This is a genomic window from Streptomyces sp. HNM0574 (assembly GCF_012726235.1).
GTDB lineage: Bacteria > Actinomycetota > Actinomycetes > Streptomycetales > Streptomycetaceae > Streptomyces.
The window spans coordinates 286,521-300,636 of sequence record NZ_JAASAH010000006.1 but is presented as its reverse complement, the minus strand read 5'-3'; the positions used below and the strand labels follow the sequence as shown (position 1 = coordinate 300,636).

Sequence of the window (14,116 nt, the reverse complement as noted above, 5' to 3'; positions counted from 1 at the left end):
GGCGGGGCGCGTCAGATGACCGCCCGGACAGCCTTCTCGAAGCCGACGACGTGCTCGTGGGCGAGGTGTTCGGCCTCGTCGGGCCTGCGGAGGGCGATCGCCCGCAGCAAGGCCGTGTGCTCGCCCACGTGCCGGTCGAAGTGCTCCATGCGGTCCAGGAACAGGCAGAAGATCCGCGTGGCGAGGTTGTTGTAGCGGACCAGCGAGTCCTCCAGGTAGTGGTTGCCCGACGCCCGGTAGATGGCCCGGTGCACCCGCAGGTCCCAGCGCATGAGCTCGCCGCGCTCCATCGAGCGGACGTCCAGCCCGTCGGTCTCGTCGGCCAGTTCGCCGAGTTCGGCGCGGGCGTGCGCGCCGGCGGTCTCGGCGGCCCGGAAGGCGGCCAGCGGTTCGAGCTCGCAGCGGATCTCGGAGATGTACGCGAGATCGGTGATGTCCACGCCGGTGGCGAACGTGCCCCGCCGGGGGTACGAGACCACCAGCCGGTCCCCCTCCAGGCGCTTGAGTGCCTCGCGCACCGGCGTCCGGCCCATCTCCAGCGCCTCCATCAGCCGTACCTCGTCGATGGGTTCGAGGGGCGGCAGGTCGAGCATGATCAGCCGGTCCTGTATGGCGGCGTACGCCCGGTCGGCCTGCGAGACGGGGGCCGAGGGGGCTTCCGGGCGGCCCTGGCGTTCCTGGGGTGCGGCAGTCACGGACCTCATCCTAGGCCCTGCCCCCGGCCGGTGACATGGCCATCTCACCGGCCCGGACGGGGCGTTGACGGCTTCCCTGACGTTCCCGGCACGCACACCCGCACCCTTCCCACCCGCCGCGGCGGCCGGCCGCGCAGGCGCGCAGAGGAGCGCACATGACGATTTCCGTGTTCGACCTGTTCAAGGTCGGTATCGGGCCCTCCAGTTCGCACACGGTCGGACCGATGCGCGCGGCCTTCCGCTTCGTCTCCCGGCTGCGCGAGACGGGCGCGCTGGCCCGGACGGCGTCGCTGCGCTGCGAACTGTTCGGCTCGCTCGGCGCCACCGGGCACGGCCACGGCAGCGTGCCGGCCGTCGTGCTGGGCCTCACCGGTGAACAGCCGCATCTGGTCGACCCGGTGGCCGCCGGGCCCGCGGTCGCGGCCGTCCGCGAGGAGGGGCGGATCAGCCTCGGCGGCGAGCACAAGATCGATTTCTCGGTCGAGGAGGACGTCGTCCTGCACCGCCGGGGACGGCTGGACTTCCACACCAACGGGATGCTGTTCACCGCCGCCGACGCCGGCGGCGCCGAACTCGCCCGCCGCGCGTACTACTCGGTCGGCGGCGGCTTCGTCCTGGACGAGGACGAGGCAGGGCGCCCGGTGCCGGTGGAGGACGCCACCCCGGTCCGGTACCCGTTCACCACCGGCGACGAGCTGCTCGCGCTGACCCGCCGCACCGGCCTGCGGATCAGCGACATCATGCTGGCCAACGAACGGTCCTGGCGCGGCGAGGAGGAGATCCGCTCCGGGCTGCTGCACATCTGGTCGGTGATGCGGGAGTGCGTCGAGCGCGGCACCCGGACCACGGGCGTGCTGCCCGGCGGGCTGCGGGTCCGCCGCCGCGCGGCCCAGCTCCGCGCCGGCCTGGAGTCCGGGACGGGCCCGGCCGGAGGACTGGACGCGCTGGACTGGGTGACGCTCTACGCGCTCGCGGTGAACGAGGAGAACGCCGCGGGCGGCCGGGTGGTGACGGCACCGACCAACGGCGCCGCCGGGATCGTGCCCGCGGTGCTGCACTACGCGCTGCGCTTCCTGCCGTTCTCCGAGGAGGACGCGGTGCGCTTCCTGCTCACCGCGGGCGCCGTCGGGCTGCTGTTCAAGGAGAACGCCTCCATCTCCGGGGCCGAGGTCGGCTGCCAGGGCGAGGTCGGCTCCGCCTGCTCGATGGCCGCGGCGGGGCTCGCCGAGATCATCGGCTGCACCCCCGAACAGGTGGAGAACGCCGCGGAGATCGGCATCGAACACAACCTCGGCCTGACCTGCGACCCGGTCGGCGGCCTGGTGCAGATCCCCTGCATCGAACGGAACGCGGTGGCCTCGGTGAAGGCCATCACCGCCGCGCACATGGCGCTGCGCGGCGACGGCGCCCACCACGTCTCGCTGGACAAGGCGATTCTGACGATGCGCGAGACGGGCGCCGACATGAAGGACAAGTACAAGGAGACCGCCCGCGGCGGGCTGGCTCTGAACATCGTCGAATGCTGAGTGGACCGCTGAGGAGACCCCCGTGACCCGTTCCTTCACCCTCACCCTGAGCTGCCCGAACCGCACCGGCATCGTCCGCGCGGTGAGTGCCTACCTGTTCGAGAACGGCTGCGACATCGGCGAGCACCAGCAGTTCGACGACCCGGTGCGCGGGCGGCTGTTCCTGCGTACCCGGGTCACCGCCGACCACGAGGTCGACCTGGCTCAGACGGCGCGCGGATTCGAGCCCGTGGCCGCGGACTTCGGGATGGACTACCGCTTCTCGCCGCACCGCAACGCCCGCATGGTGGTCATGGTGTCCAAGCTGGGGCACTGCCTGAACGACCTGATCTACCGGTGGCGGGCCGGCATCCTCGGCGGCGACATCGTCGCCGTCGTCTCCAACCACCAGGACCTGCGCCCGATGGCCGAGGCCGCCGGGCTGCCCTTCGTCCACGTCCCGGTCACCAAGGACACCAAGCCGGAGGCCGAGGCCCGGCTGCTGGAGCTGGTCGACGCGTACGAGGCCGAACTCGTCGTCCTCGCCCGGTACATGCAGGTGCTGTCCGACCGGACCTGCAAGGCGCTGCACGGCCGGGCGATCAACATCCACCACTCGTTCCTGCCCGGCTTCAAGGGCGCCAGGCCCTACCACCAGGCGTACGAGCGGGGCGTCAAGCTCGTCGGCGCGACGGCGCACTACGTCACGCCCGACCTGGACGAGGGCCCGATCATCGAGCAGGAGGTCACCCGCATCGACCACACCTACGAGCCGCACACGCTGCAGGCCGTGGGGCGCGACGCCGAGGCGCTCGCGCTGGCCCGCGCGGTGCGCTGGCACTGCGAGCGCCGGGTGCTGCTCAACGGGGACAGCACGGTGGTCTTCCGCTGACTCCCGGCCCCGGGGCGTTCCCCGCACGTCCGGCGTGCGGGGAACGCCCGACAGGGCTGCCCCGGCGCGGACTCCGGCACGCAGGAGGGCCGGCCCCGGGACGGGGCCGGCCCTCTCCGCTTCTCCGGGGTACGTCCCCGGCCGGTCAGGCGGCGGCGACCGCCGCTGCCGGTGAGACGAGCGTGCGCCGGAGCCGGTTGAACGGCTTGGGCCGGTTCATCGACAGCACCGCGACGGGTGCGTCCTCCCGGCGGTGGACGGCGGCGAAGGACCGGCTCCCGACGTCCCCCTCGACGACCTCGGGCGAGGAGACCCCGTCAGCAGCCTCCTGGCCGCGCGGCCCGCCTGCTCCATGGCGGTGCTCCAATGCTCGACGCGCGCGGGCCGGCCGGTGAACGGGTCGGGGCGGCGGGCGACGTCGCCGACGGCGACCACCCGCGGGACGCTCGCGGCACAGCCCGCGTCGCAGACCACCCCGTCGTCCACGCGGACGCCCGGGCCCGCGAGCCGGCCGGCCGCGGGCCGGACGCCGACGCCCACCAGGACGGTGTCGGCGGGCAGCACTTCGCCCCCGGCGAGGCGTACGCCGGTGAAGCCGGCCGTCCGGTCGTGCACGAGCCGGACGCCGTGGTCCGCGTGCAGGGCCGCGCAGACGGTGCCCGTCTCGCGGCCGAGGGCGCGCTCCTGCGGCACCTCGACCGGGTCGACGACGGTCACGTCCAGCCCGGGGCCGCGGGCCGTCGAGGCCACCTCGGCGCCGATGAACCCGGCGCCGAGGACGACCACGCGCTGCGGGCCGCGCAGCAGGCCGGCGCGGAGCGCGAGGGCGTCGTCGAGGGTCCGGAGCGTGTGGACGCCGGCGAGCCCCTCGGCGCCGGGCAGAGGCCCGGGGCGACGACGTCGCCGGTGGCCCGCCGGCTCGACCGTCCGGGCCGCGGGGTCGAGGCGTACCGCGCGCTCGCCCAACAGTCAGTCGGCGCCGAGGACTTCGTGGTCGTCCGCGTCCCCGGGCTCCAGCGCGGCGGCGTCGAAGGCACCTTCGAGGAAGCCCTTCGACAGCGGCGGACGGTCGTACGGGCGGTGCCGCTCGGCGCCGACGACGGTGATTGTCCTCATGCGGGCTCCCTCACGGTGACGTGCAGCATCACGTGGCCGTCGGCCACGGAGACCTCGTGGGTGCGCACCGGCTTCCGGGCCGGCGGGCAGGTGGGGCGCCCGGTGCGCAGGTCGAAGAAGGCTTCGTGCAGCGGGCATTCGACGAAGCAGCCCTCCAGGAAGCCGTCGGAGAGCGAGGCGTCCTGGTGGGTGCAGGTGTCGTCGATCGCGTACAGCGTGCCGTCCGCGTTGAAGACCGCTACGGGGACCGGCACCCCCTCCGTGACGCGCACGGATTCGCCGGGTGGCAGGTCCTCCAGGGGACACACCGTGATCATGGAAACCTCCGGGTTCGGTTGCCCGACGGGAGAAAAGGGAGAGGCGGCCGCCCGGGGAGCCGGGCCCGGAGGGCCGGGGCCGGCCGCCGGCGGGACACCGGGGAAGCGCGGAGCGTCGGCGCGTGCCGGAAGACCCGCCACGCGTTCCGTCATGCGCAACGGTCATCGCATCGCGGAACAGAATTTCCGCGCGCCCCCGGCGTTGTCAAGAGGGTGCCGGGAACGGCCCGAGGGCAACTCCCGTGCCGGCGCGGCGACATGGGGGACCGCCGCCCGGGCCCCCGGAAAGCGGCCCGCCGAAGCTCCCGAATCCCGCTCCTGACCAGGGGCTTCACACCTACTGACCGGCAACTCCCGCGACTCTCTTGACAGTCGGCCGACCCCTGCCGCACCGTTTCTCACAACGCAACGTGATGCGCAGTACGAAACAGCCGGACGACCGGTCCGGCCCGCACAGCTGCCGTTCCCTCCGCTCCCACCGCCCCGCCGTCCGCCCCGTAGCCCGGCCGCCACGGGGCGGCACCCTTGCGCCCTGCCCGCGACGAGCGCCAACTCCCCCGCAGCGGGCTCCCCTTCGCCCTTTCCCCTGCCGCCGAGTGCGTGTCCGACCGCTTGCCGAAAGGTTGCACGATGTCCCTCACCAGCCTTCCTCCCAGCCTCATCGCCACGCTTCCCGGCGACACCTACACGGACGCGGCCTTCTTCGCCCGGGAGCAGCAACACCTGTTCGAGCGGATGTGGTTCTGCGCCGTCCGCGCCGACGAGCTGGACAAACCCGGGCGGTTCCGCACCGTGCAGGTCGGCCGGGAGAGCGTGCTCGTCACCCGCTCACGGGACGGCTCGGTGCGCGCCTTCCTCAACATCTGCCGGCACCGCGGCGCCCGGCTGTGCACCCAGGAGTCCGGCGAGGTCAAGCGCAACTTCCAGTGCCCGTACCACGCCTGGACCTACGGCCTGGACGGCAAGCTCGTCGCCGCCCCGAACCTGACCTCCATGCCGGACATCGACCGCGGCACCTACGGCCTGATCTCCGTGCACGTCCGCGAGTGGCTCGGCCACGTGTGGGTGTGTCTGGCCGAGGAACCGCCCTCCTTCGAGGAGGAGGTGGCCGGCGCGGTGGCCGAACGGCTCGGCGACCGGGAGGCGATCGACCACTACGGCATCGACGGGCTCCAGGTGGGCCGGCGGGTCACCTACGACGTGCGGGCCAACTGGAAGCTCATCATCGAGAACTTCATGGAGTGCTACCACTGCGCCACCATCCACCCCGAACTCACCGAGGTGCTCCCCGAGTTCGCGGACGGGCTGGCGGCGCAGTACTACGTGGGCCACGGCGCCGAGTTCTCCGAGGAGGCCAAGGGCTTCACCGTGGACGGCTCCGAGGGGCTGGACCGGATTCCCGGCGTCACCGAGGAACAGGACCGCCGCTACTACGCGATCACCGTCCGGCCGCAGGTCTTCGTCAACCTGGTGCCCGACCATGTGATCTTCCACCGGATGTACCCGATGGCGGCCGACCGCACGATGGTGGAGTGCGACTGGCTCTACCTCCCGGACGTGGTGGCGGGCGGCAAGGACGTGGAGCGCTCCGTCGAGCTCTTCCACCGCGTCAACCAGCAGGACTTCGACGCCTGCGAGCGCACCCAGCTCGGCATGGGCTCCCGCGGCTACGCGGCCGGCGGCGTCCTCGTCCCCAGCGAGCACCACATCGGCGAGTTCCACACCTGGCTGCAGACCCGGCTGGCGAAGGAGGAGGCCGCGGGCTGACCCCCGCACCGCCGGCCGCCGGGAGACACCCGACCGGCCGGCGGACCCGACCGCCCGCACGAGCCGACGAGGTGTGACCGCATGCGCGAGGCCGACGAACGGGACGAGGAGGACGCCCCGGAGGTGTCCCCGCCGAAGACCTGGGCGACCGGGGCGCCCGCCGTCGCGCACGCGCTCGGCTACGCCCTCGGGCAGACCTCGCCGCGGCGCACCGCGCTGACGCTGCTCGGCGTCAACCAGCCGCGGGGCTTCGACTGCCCCGGCTGCGCCTGGCCCGACCCCCGCCCGGGCGAGCGGCACCGGAACGAGTACTGCGAGAACGGCGCCAAGCACGTCGCCGACGAGGCCACCTCGCGCCGGGTCAGCGCGGAATTCTTCCGGCGGCACCCCGTCCGGGAGCTGGCCCGGAGGTCCGACCGCTGGCTGAACCAGCAGGGGCGCCTCACCGAGCCGATGGTGCTGCGCGAGGGCGGCGAGCACTACGAGCCGATCGGCTGGGACGAGGCCCTGGAGCTCGTCGCCGGTGAACTGCGCGGGCTGGACTCGCCGGACGAGGCGCTCTTCTACACCTCGGGGAGGCTGGCCAACGAACCGGCCTTCCTGCTCCAGCTGTTCGCGCGGGCCTTCGGCACCAACAACCTGCCCGACTGCTCCAACATGTGCCACGAGTCCAGCGGCGCCGCGCTCCAGGAGACCCTGGGCACCGGCAAGGGCAGCGTGAGCCTCGACGACCTCCACGCGTCCGACCTGGTGTTCGTCGTCGGCCAGAACCCGGGCACCAACCATCCGCGCATGCTGTCCGCGCTGGAGGAGACCAAGCGGCGGGGCGGGCAGGTCGTGGCCGTCAACCCGCTGCCCGAGGCGGGGCTGCTGCGGTTCAAGCACCCGCAGAAGGCGCGCGGGCTGCTCGGCCGGGGCACGGAGATCGCCGACCGGTTCCTGCAGATCCGTCCCGGCGGCGACCTCGCCCTCTTCCAGGCGCTGAACCTGCTCCTCCTGGAGGCCGAGGACCGGCACCCCGGCACGGTGCTGGACCGGGCCTTCCTCGACGCGCACACCTCCGGCTTCGACGCCTTCGCCGCGCACATCAGGACGACCTCCTGGGACGCGGTGCTGGCGGCCACCGGCCTGACCCGCGAGGAGATCGAGGACGTGCACGCGCGGGTGCTGCGCAGCCGGAGCGTCGTGGTGTGCTGGGCGATGGGACTGACGCAGCACAAGCACGGCGTGCCCACCATCCGGGAGGTCGTCAACTTCCTGCTGCTGCGCGGCAACATCGGCCGCCCGGGCGCCGGGGTGTGCCCGGTGCGCGGGCACAGCAACGTCCAGGGCGACCGCACGATGGGCATCTGGGAGCGGATGCCCGGGGCGTTCCTGGACGCGCTCGGGCGCGAGTTCGGGTTCACCCCGCCCCGGGCGCACGGCCTGGACTCGGTGGACGCCATCCGCGCCATGCGGGACGGCCGGGCCCGCGTCTTCCTCGGCTTCGCGGGCAACTTCGTCCGGGCCTCGCCGGACAGCGAGGCCACCGAACGCGCCCTGCGCACCTGCCGGCTGACGGCCCACGTCTCGACGAAACTCAACCGCTCGCACACCGTGTGCGGCCGTACAGCGCTGATCCTGCCGACGCTCGGCCGCAGCGACCGGGACGTCCAGGCGGGCGGCGAGCAGTTCATGACCGTCGAGGACTCCATGAGCGAGGTGCACGCCACCCGGGGCCGGCTGGCGCCCGCGTCCGGACGGCTGCTGAGCGAGGTGAGCATCGTCAGCCGGCTGGCCCGCAAGGTGCTGGCGCCGTCGCCGGGGATTCCCTGGGCGGACTTCGAGGCGGACTACGACACCGTCCGGGACCGGATCGCGCGGGTCGTCGAGGGCTTCGAGGACTTCAACACCCGCGTCCGCGCCCCCGGCGGCTTCCGGCTGCCCCAGCCCGTCAACCGCGGGGAGTTCCGCACCCCGGGCGGCACCGCCGTCCTCACCGTGAACGAGCTCGTCGTGCCCGAAGTGCCGCCGGGGCACCTGCTGTTGCAGACCCTCCGCTCGCACGACCAGTGGAACACCGTGCCCTACGCCCCGGACGACCGCTACCGGGGGATCAGGGGCGGCCGGCGCGTGGTTCTCGTCAATCCGGCCGACCTGGCGGCGTCCGGCCTCGCGGACGGCGCCCTCGTCGATCTGGTCGGCCTCCGGTACGGCGGGGTGGAGCGGCGGGCCCCGGCGTTCCGCGCCGTCGCCTACCCGACCCCGCCGGGGTCGGCGGCCGCGTACTACCCGGAGACGAACGTCCTCGTCCCGCTGGACAGCGTCGCCGACATCAGCAACACCCCCACCTCGAAGGGCGTCGTCGTCCGGCTGGAGGCGGCCGGCGGCGGGAACCGACGCAGCGGGCACGGGGCCTGAGGAGCCCGGCGCCGCCTCCGGGAGCGCCGGTCGGCATCATGGGGAGGCGCGCGGCGGCCCGCACGCGCCGTGCGCCAGGAGACGTCCGAGGTGCTCGGGCGCACGACGAAAGGGCCCACCCGTTGCCGCAGTCCCCTCCCCCGCCGCGCGCCGCAGGCCGGACCGTGCTGCTCGTCAACCCGAACACCAACCGGGACACGACCGCGCTGATGGCCGGGCTGGCGCGGCAGCGGCTGGCGCCCGCCGGGCTGACGGTCGAGGGCCTCACCGCGGAGCGGGGCCCCTCGATGATCACCGACCCGGCCGCGCTCCGGGAGTCCGCGCGGCACGTCCTCGACGTGGTGCGACGGCGGCTCGCCGGCCCCGAGGCCGCACCGCCCGCCGCGCTGATCGTCGCCGCCGTCGGCGACCCGGCCCGCGAACAGCTCGCCGCCCGGCTGGACATCCCGGTCGTCGGCATCGGCCAGGCGGCCGTCCTCACCGCCGCCGCCGGGGGCCGCCGCTTCGGCATGGCCACCAGCACCCCGGCGCTGGTCGGTTCACTCACCGGGCTCGTCGCGCGGCACGGCGCCCTGGACACCTTCACCGGCGTGCGGCTCACCGCCTCGGACCCGCTCGCCCTCGCCGCCTCGGCCGAGCGCCAGTACCGCGAGCTGGCCGCCGCGGCCCGGTCCTGCGTCGAGCAGGACGGCGCCGAGGCGGTGATCGTCGCGGGCGGCCCCCTGAGCGGCGCCGCCCGACGGCTCGCCGCCCTGGGCACCGTCGAAACCGTCGAGCCCGTCCCCAGCGCCGCCGCCCTGACCCTCGCGGCACTCGGCGCGGAGTGACTCGGGGGGCTACCGGGCCCCGTAGACCGGCAGTGGTTCGGGGGCCTCGGTGAGGAGTTTGCGGGTGGTGTCGCCCGCCTCGGCCGGGGTCCACCGGGCGCCCTTGTCGGCGGTGGGGCCGGGGCGCCAGCCGTCCATGACGGTGATCCGTCCGGCCTCGGCCTCGAAGACCCGGCCGGTCACCCCGGCCGAGGCGGCGGAGCCGAGCCAGACCACCAGCGGGGAGACGTTCCCGGGGGCCATGGCGTCGAAGCCGCCCTCGCCCGGGGCCGCCATGGTCTCGGCGAAGGTCTGCTCGGTCATGCGGGTCCGGGCGGCGGGGGCGACGGCGTTGACGAGGATGCCGTACCGGCCCATCTCGGCCGCGGCGACCAGGGTGAGCCCGAGGATCCCGGCCTTCGCCGCCGCGTAGTTGCCCTGGCCGACGCTGCCGAGCAGGCCCGCGCCCGAACTGGTGTGGATCACCCGCGCCTCGGGCGTACGGCCCGCCTTCGCCTCGGCCCGCCAGTGCGCGGCGGCGTGCTTCAGCGGCAGGAAGTGGCCCTTGAGGTGGACGCGGAGGACGGCGTCCCAGTCGTCCTCGTCCAGGTTGACGAGCATCCGGTCGCGGAGGAATCCGGCGTTGCTGACGAGGGTGTCGAGCCGTCCGTAGCTCTCCAGGGCGGTGGCGACGAGGGAGGCCGCGCCCTCGCCGGTGGCGATGTCCCCGCCGTGCGCGACGGCCTCGCCGCCGAGCGCCCGGATCTCGTCGGCGACCTGCCGGGCCGGTCCGGCGACCTCGCCCGAGCCGTCGAGGCCCACGCCGAGGTCGTTGACGACGACGCGGGCGCCCTCGGCGGCGAAGGCGAGCGCGTGCGCGCGACCGAGTCCGCGGCCCGCGCCGGTGACGATGACGACGCGTCCGGTGCACAGTCCGGTCATGGCGGGTGTCCCCTTCCCGAGGTGTTCCGTTTCCCAAGGCGTCCCGCGTCCACGGGAGTTGCCCTCCCACCGGCATCTCCCGCAGCGGGCGCTCCGCTGCTATCTTCCGCCTAACAAACGTTTGGTGGAAAGGTAGCTGATCTGCTCATGGGTGTCTCCACCTCCGTCCCGGAAGCGGGCATCGCCGTCGTCACCGTCGACTACCCGCCGGTCAACGCCCTTCCCGTGCGCGGCTGGTACGACCTGGCCGCCGCCGTGCGCGCCGCCGGGGCCGACCCGGAGGTGCGCTGCGTCGTGCTCGCGGCCGAGGGCCGCGGCTTCAACGCCGGTGTCGACATCAAGGAGATGCAGCGCACCCCGGGGCACGAGGCCCTGCTCGGCGCCAACCACGGCTGCCGGGCGGCGTTCTCGGCGGTCTACGACTGCGAGGTCCCGGTCGTCGCCGCCGTGCACGGCTTCTGCCTGGGCGGCGGCGTCGGACTGGCGGGCAACGCCGACGCGGTCGTCGCCACCGAGGACGCCACCTTCGGCCTGCCCGAGCTCGACCGGGGCGCGCTCGGCGCCGCCACCCACCTCGCCCGCCTGGTGCCGCAGCACCTGATGCGGGCGCTGTACTACACCTCGCGCACCGTCACCGCGCGGGAGCTGCACGGGTACGGCTCGGTGTGGCGCGTCGTGCCGCCGGGTGAACTCGCCGCCGCGGCACGGGAGCTGGCGCGGGAGATCGCCGCCAAGGACGGCTCCCTGATCCGCCTCGCCAAGGCCGCGATCAACGGGATCGACCCGGTGGACGTCCACCGCAGCTACCGCTTCGAGCAGGGCTTCACCTTCGAGGCCAACCTCAGCGGCGTCGCCGACCGGGTGCGCGGCACCTTCGGCACCCGCCCGGGCACCGACGAGAAGGAGGCACAGGCATGACCACCGACAAGAGCATGACCGCCGAGGAGGTCGTCGGCCGCCTGGAGAGCGGCATGACCCTCGGCATCGGCGGCTGGGGTTCCCGGCGCAAGCCGATGGCCCTGGTGCGGGCCCTGCTCCGCTCGGACGTCACCGACCTGACCGTGGTCTCCTACGGCGGACCGGACGTGGGCCTGCTGGCCGCCGCCGGGAAGATCCGCAAGCTGGTCGCCGCGTTCGTCACGCTCGACTCCGTGCCGCTGGAGCCGCACTTCCGCGCGGCCCGCGAGAACGGCCGCCTGGAGCTGACCGAGCTGGACGAGGCGATGTTCCTGTGGGGGCTGACCGCGGCGGCGCAGCGGCTCCCCTTCATGCCCGTGCGGGCCGGGCTCGGCTCGGACGTGATGAGGGTCAACCCCGCGCTGCGCACGGTCACTTCGCCGTACGGGGACGGCGAGGAGCTGGTCGCCGCGCCCGCGCTGCGCCTGGACGCGGCGCTCGTCCACCTCAACCGGGCCGACGTGCGTGGCAACGGCCAGTACCTGGGCCCCGACCCGTACTTCGACGACCTGTTCTGCGAGGCCGCCGACGCCGCGTACGTCTCCTGCGAGCGGATCGTCGACAGCGCCGACCTGCTGAAGGCGGACGGGCCGCAGACGCTGCTGGTCAAGCGCCCCTTCGTGAACGGCGTCGTGGAGACCCCGAACGGGGCGCACTTCACCTCCTGCGCCCCCGACTACGGGCGAGACGAGCCCTTCCAGCGCGCCTACGCCAAGGCCGCCCGCGATCCGGAGGAGTGGCGGGCCTTCACGGAGCGGTTCCTCTCGGGGGACGAGGACAACTACCAGGCCGCGGTAGCGGCATGGACGAAGGAAGCCGCGGTGGCGGCGTTCACGAAGGAGGCCGGGGCATGAGTGACGGCGTGACGACGGCGGCGACCCGGGCCGAGTACTGCGTGGTGGCCTGCGCCGAGGTGTGGCGGGACGCGGGCGAGGTGCTGGCCAGCCCGATGGGCACCGTCCCGGCGATCGGGGCGCGGCTGGCGCGGCTCACCTTCTCCCCCGAACTGCTGCTCACCGACGGCGAGGCGCTGCTCCTCGGCGACGTCCCGGCGAGCGGCTCCGGGGCCGTGGTGGAGGGCTGGCTGCCCTACCGGCAGCACCTGGCCCTGGCCGCCACCGGGCGGCGGCACATCATGATGGGTGCCTCCCAGATCGACCGGCACGGCAACCAGAACATCTCCTGCATCGGCGACTGGTCCCGACCCTCCCGGCAGCTGCTCGGGGTGCGGGGCGCGCCGGTCAACACCCTGAACCATCCCACGAGTTACTGGGTGCCCCGGCACTCGCGGCGGGTCTTCGTGGAGCGGGTCGACATGGTCTCGGGCGTCGGGTACGACCGCGCGGCCGCGGCGGGCCCCGCCGCGACGCGCTACCACCGCATCCCCGAAGTGGTCAGCGACCTGGGCGTGTTCGACTTCGCGACGCCGGACCGCACGATGCGGCTGCGCTCCGTGCACCCGGGCGTCACCGTCGGACAGGTCACCGAGGCCACCGGGTTCGCGCTGACGGTGCCGGACGAGGTGCCGTGCACCCGCGAGCCCACCCCCGACGAGCTCCGGCTGATCCGCGAGGTGCTCGACCCGGAGGGGCTGCGCGAGCGCGAGGTCCCGGCATGAGCGGCGGCCCGCACTCCTTCGCCACGCCGCTGACCGAACTCACCGGCGTCCGCCACCCGTTGGTGCAGACGGGCATGGGCTGGGTGGCCGGGCCCCGGCTGGTCTCGGCCACCGCCGAGGCGGGCGCGCTCGGCATCCTGGCCGGGGCGACCATGACGACCGGGCAGCTGCGGTCCGCCGTCCGCGAGGTCGCCTCCCGTACCGACGCGCCGTTCGGCGTCAACATCCGGGCGGACGCGGGGGACGCGGAGGAGCGGGTGCGCATCCTGGTCGAGGAGGGCGTGCGGGTCGCCTCGTTCGCGCTCGCGCCCTCGCGGGAGCTGATCGCGCGGCTCAAGGACGCCGGGGTCGTGGTGATCCCGTCCATCGGCGCGCGGCGGCACGCCGAGAAGGTCGCCGCCTGGGGCGCCGACGCGGTGGTGGTGCAGGGCGGCGAGGGCGGCGGCCACACGGGGAGCGTCGCCACGTCCGTGCTGCTGCCGCAGGTGGTGGACGCCGTGGACATCCCGGTGGTCGCGGCGGGCGGTTTCCACGACGGGCGCGGGCTGGTCGCGGCGCTCGCCTACGGCGCCGCCGGGATCGCCATGGGCACCCGCTTCCTGCTCACCTCGGACAGCACCGTCCCCGAGGCGGTGAAGGCGCGCTACCTGGCCGCGCGCGTCCAGGACGTCACCGTCACCACCAAGGTCGACGGCCTGCCGCACCGGATGCTGCGCACCGAGCTGGTCGACGGGCTGGAACGCTCGGGCCGGGCGGCCGCGCTGCTGCGCGCCGTCCGGCACGCGGCGGCGTTCCGGCGCGAGTCCGGGATGAGCTGGGGCGCGATGCTGCGGGACGGGCTCGCGATGCGGCACGGCAAGCAGCTGAGCTGGAGCCAGGTCCTGCTGGCGGCGAACACGCCGATGATGCTGCGGGCCTCGATGGTCGACGGGCGGCCGGACCTGGGCGTGATGGCCTCCGGCCAGGTCGCCGGGCTGATCGGGGACCTGCCGTCCTGCGCCGAACTCGTCGACCGCGTGATGGCCGAGGCCCGGGCCACGCTCGGCACGCTGCCCACGGACGCACGCCTCCCGGAAAGCCCCCGCGACCCCAGGAGTTGAC

Annotated in this window: 14 protein-coding genes; 9 read left to right on the top strand and 5 right to left on the bottom strand. The window is 74.1% G+C overall.

Annotated elements, in window-relative coordinates:
- Positions 1 to 11: 11 nt before the first annotated feature.
- Complete coding sequence (locus HCC30_RS14025) at positions 12 to 695, bottom strand: GntR family transcriptional regulator (RefSeq protein ID WP_346776624.1); 684 nt, start codon at positions 693 to 695, stop codon at positions 12 to 14.
- A gap of 155 nt (positions 696 to 850) precedes the next feature.
- Between HCC30_RS14025 and HCC30_RS14020 the strand changes: the two genes are divergently transcribed.
- Positions 851 to 2,221 carry an L-serine ammonia-lyase gene (locus HCC30_RS14020; protein WP_169442829.1) on the top strand — a complete coding sequence of 457 codons (1,371 nt, stop codon included), beginning with the start codon at positions 851 to 853 and terminating at the stop codon, positions 2,219 to 2,221.
- 22 nt (positions 2,222 to 2,243) lie between these two features.
- Positions 2,244 to 3,092, top strand: coding sequence for a formyltetrahydrofolate deformylase (gene purU / locus HCC30_RS14015; protein WP_169442828.1), 849 nt, complete (start codon positions 2,244 to 2,246; stop codon positions 3,090 to 3,092).
- 216 nt (positions 3,093 to 3,308) lie between these two features.
- Here purU and HCC30_RS14010 read toward each other — a convergent pair whose 3' ends face one another.
- The 3 genes from HCC30_RS14010 to HCC30_RS14005 are packed head-to-tail and all read right to left on the bottom strand — an operon-like array spanning position 3,309 to position 4,525.
- Positions 3,309 to 4,058: an NAD(P)/FAD-dependent oxidoreductase gene (locus HCC30_RS14010; protein WP_240979555.1), complete on the bottom strand. Its 750-nt coding sequence runs from the start codon at positions 4,056 to 4,058 to the stop codon at positions 3,309 to 3,311.
- Positions 4,059 to 4,061: 3 nt separating this feature from the next.
- Positions 4,062 to 4,208 (bottom strand): hypothetical protein, encoded by a 147-nt coding sequence (locus HCC30_RS28620; RefSeq protein ID WP_240979554.1) that lies wholly within the window; start codon positions 4,206 to 4,208, stop codon positions 4,062 to 4,064.
- The gene (locus HCC30_RS14005; RefSeq protein ID WP_169442827.1) at positions 4,205 to 4,525 is read right to left on the bottom strand and encodes a bifunctional 3-phenylpropionate/cinnamic acid dioxygenase ferredoxin subunit; all 321 of its coding nucleotides are present in this window, start codon (positions 4,523 to 4,525) and stop codon (positions 4,205 to 4,207) included. Before HCC30_RS14005 ends, HCC30_RS28620 begins: the two co-directional genes overlap by 4 nt.
- 630 nt (positions 4,526 to 5,155) lie before the next feature.
- Here HCC30_RS14005 and HCC30_RS14000 point away from each other — a divergent pair.
- The 3 genes from HCC30_RS14000 to HCC30_RS13990 all read left to right on the top strand — a co-directional run bounded on the left by HCC30_RS14000 (position 5,156) and on the right by HCC30_RS13990 (position 9,519).
- Entirely contained in the window at positions 5,156 to 6,292 is a 1,137-nt protein-coding gene (locus HCC30_RS14000; protein ID WP_169442826.1) for an aromatic ring-hydroxylating dioxygenase subunit alpha, read from the top strand.
- A gap of 81 nt (positions 6,293 to 6,373) precedes the next feature.
- Positions 6,374 to 8,692 (top strand): FdhF/YdeP family oxidoreductase, encoded by a 2,319-nt coding sequence (locus HCC30_RS13995; protein ID WP_169442825.1) that lies wholly within the window; start codon positions 6,374 to 6,376, stop codon positions 8,690 to 8,692.
- Positions 8,693 to 8,814: 122 nt separating this feature from the next.
- Complete coding sequence (locus HCC30_RS13990) at positions 8,815 to 9,519, top strand: aspartate/glutamate racemase family protein (RefSeq protein ID WP_169442824.1); 705 nt, start codon at positions 8,815 to 8,817, stop codon at positions 9,517 to 9,519.
- A gap of 9 nt (positions 9,520 to 9,528) precedes the next feature.
- On the opposite strand, the gene HCC30_RS13985 is transcribed toward HCC30_RS13990, so the two are convergent.
- The gene (locus HCC30_RS13985; protein ID WP_169442823.1) at positions 9,529 to 10,440 is read right to left on the bottom strand and encodes an SDR family oxidoreductase; all 912 of its coding nucleotides are present in this window, start codon (positions 10,438 to 10,440) and stop codon (positions 9,529 to 9,531) included.
- 147 nt (positions 10,441 to 10,587) lie between these two features.
- Between HCC30_RS13985 and HCC30_RS13980 the strand changes: the two genes are divergently transcribed.
- From HCC30_RS13980 to HCC30_RS13965, 4 genes are read left to right on the top strand one after another with little or no spacing between them, the layout of a single operon-like run.
- A complete protein-coding gene (locus tag HCC30_RS13980) occupies positions 10,588 to 11,358 on the top strand; it encodes an enoyl-CoA hydratase family protein (protein ID WP_169442822.1) in 771 nt (256 codons plus the stop codon).
- Positions 11,355 to 12,251, top strand: a complete 897-nt coding sequence (locus tag HCC30_RS13975; RefSeq protein ID WP_169442821.1) for a CoA transferase subunit A — start codon at positions 11,355 to 11,357, stop codon at positions 12,249 to 12,251. Before HCC30_RS13980 ends, HCC30_RS13975 begins: the two co-directional genes overlap by 4 nt.
- Positions 12,248 to 13,015, top strand: a complete 768-nt coding sequence (locus HCC30_RS13970) for a CoA-transferase (RefSeq protein ID WP_169442820.1) — start codon at positions 12,248 to 12,250, stop codon at positions 13,013 to 13,015. Before HCC30_RS13975 ends, HCC30_RS13970 begins: the two co-directional genes overlap by 4 nt.
- Positions 13,012 to 14,115 carry a nitronate monooxygenase gene (locus HCC30_RS13965; RefSeq protein ID WP_169442819.1) on the top strand — a complete coding sequence of 368 codons (1,104 nt, stop codon included), beginning with the start codon at positions 13,012 to 13,014 and terminating at the stop codon, positions 14,113 to 14,115. Before HCC30_RS13970 ends, HCC30_RS13965 begins: the two co-directional genes overlap by 4 nt.
- Position 14,116 lies beyond the last annotated feature (1 nt).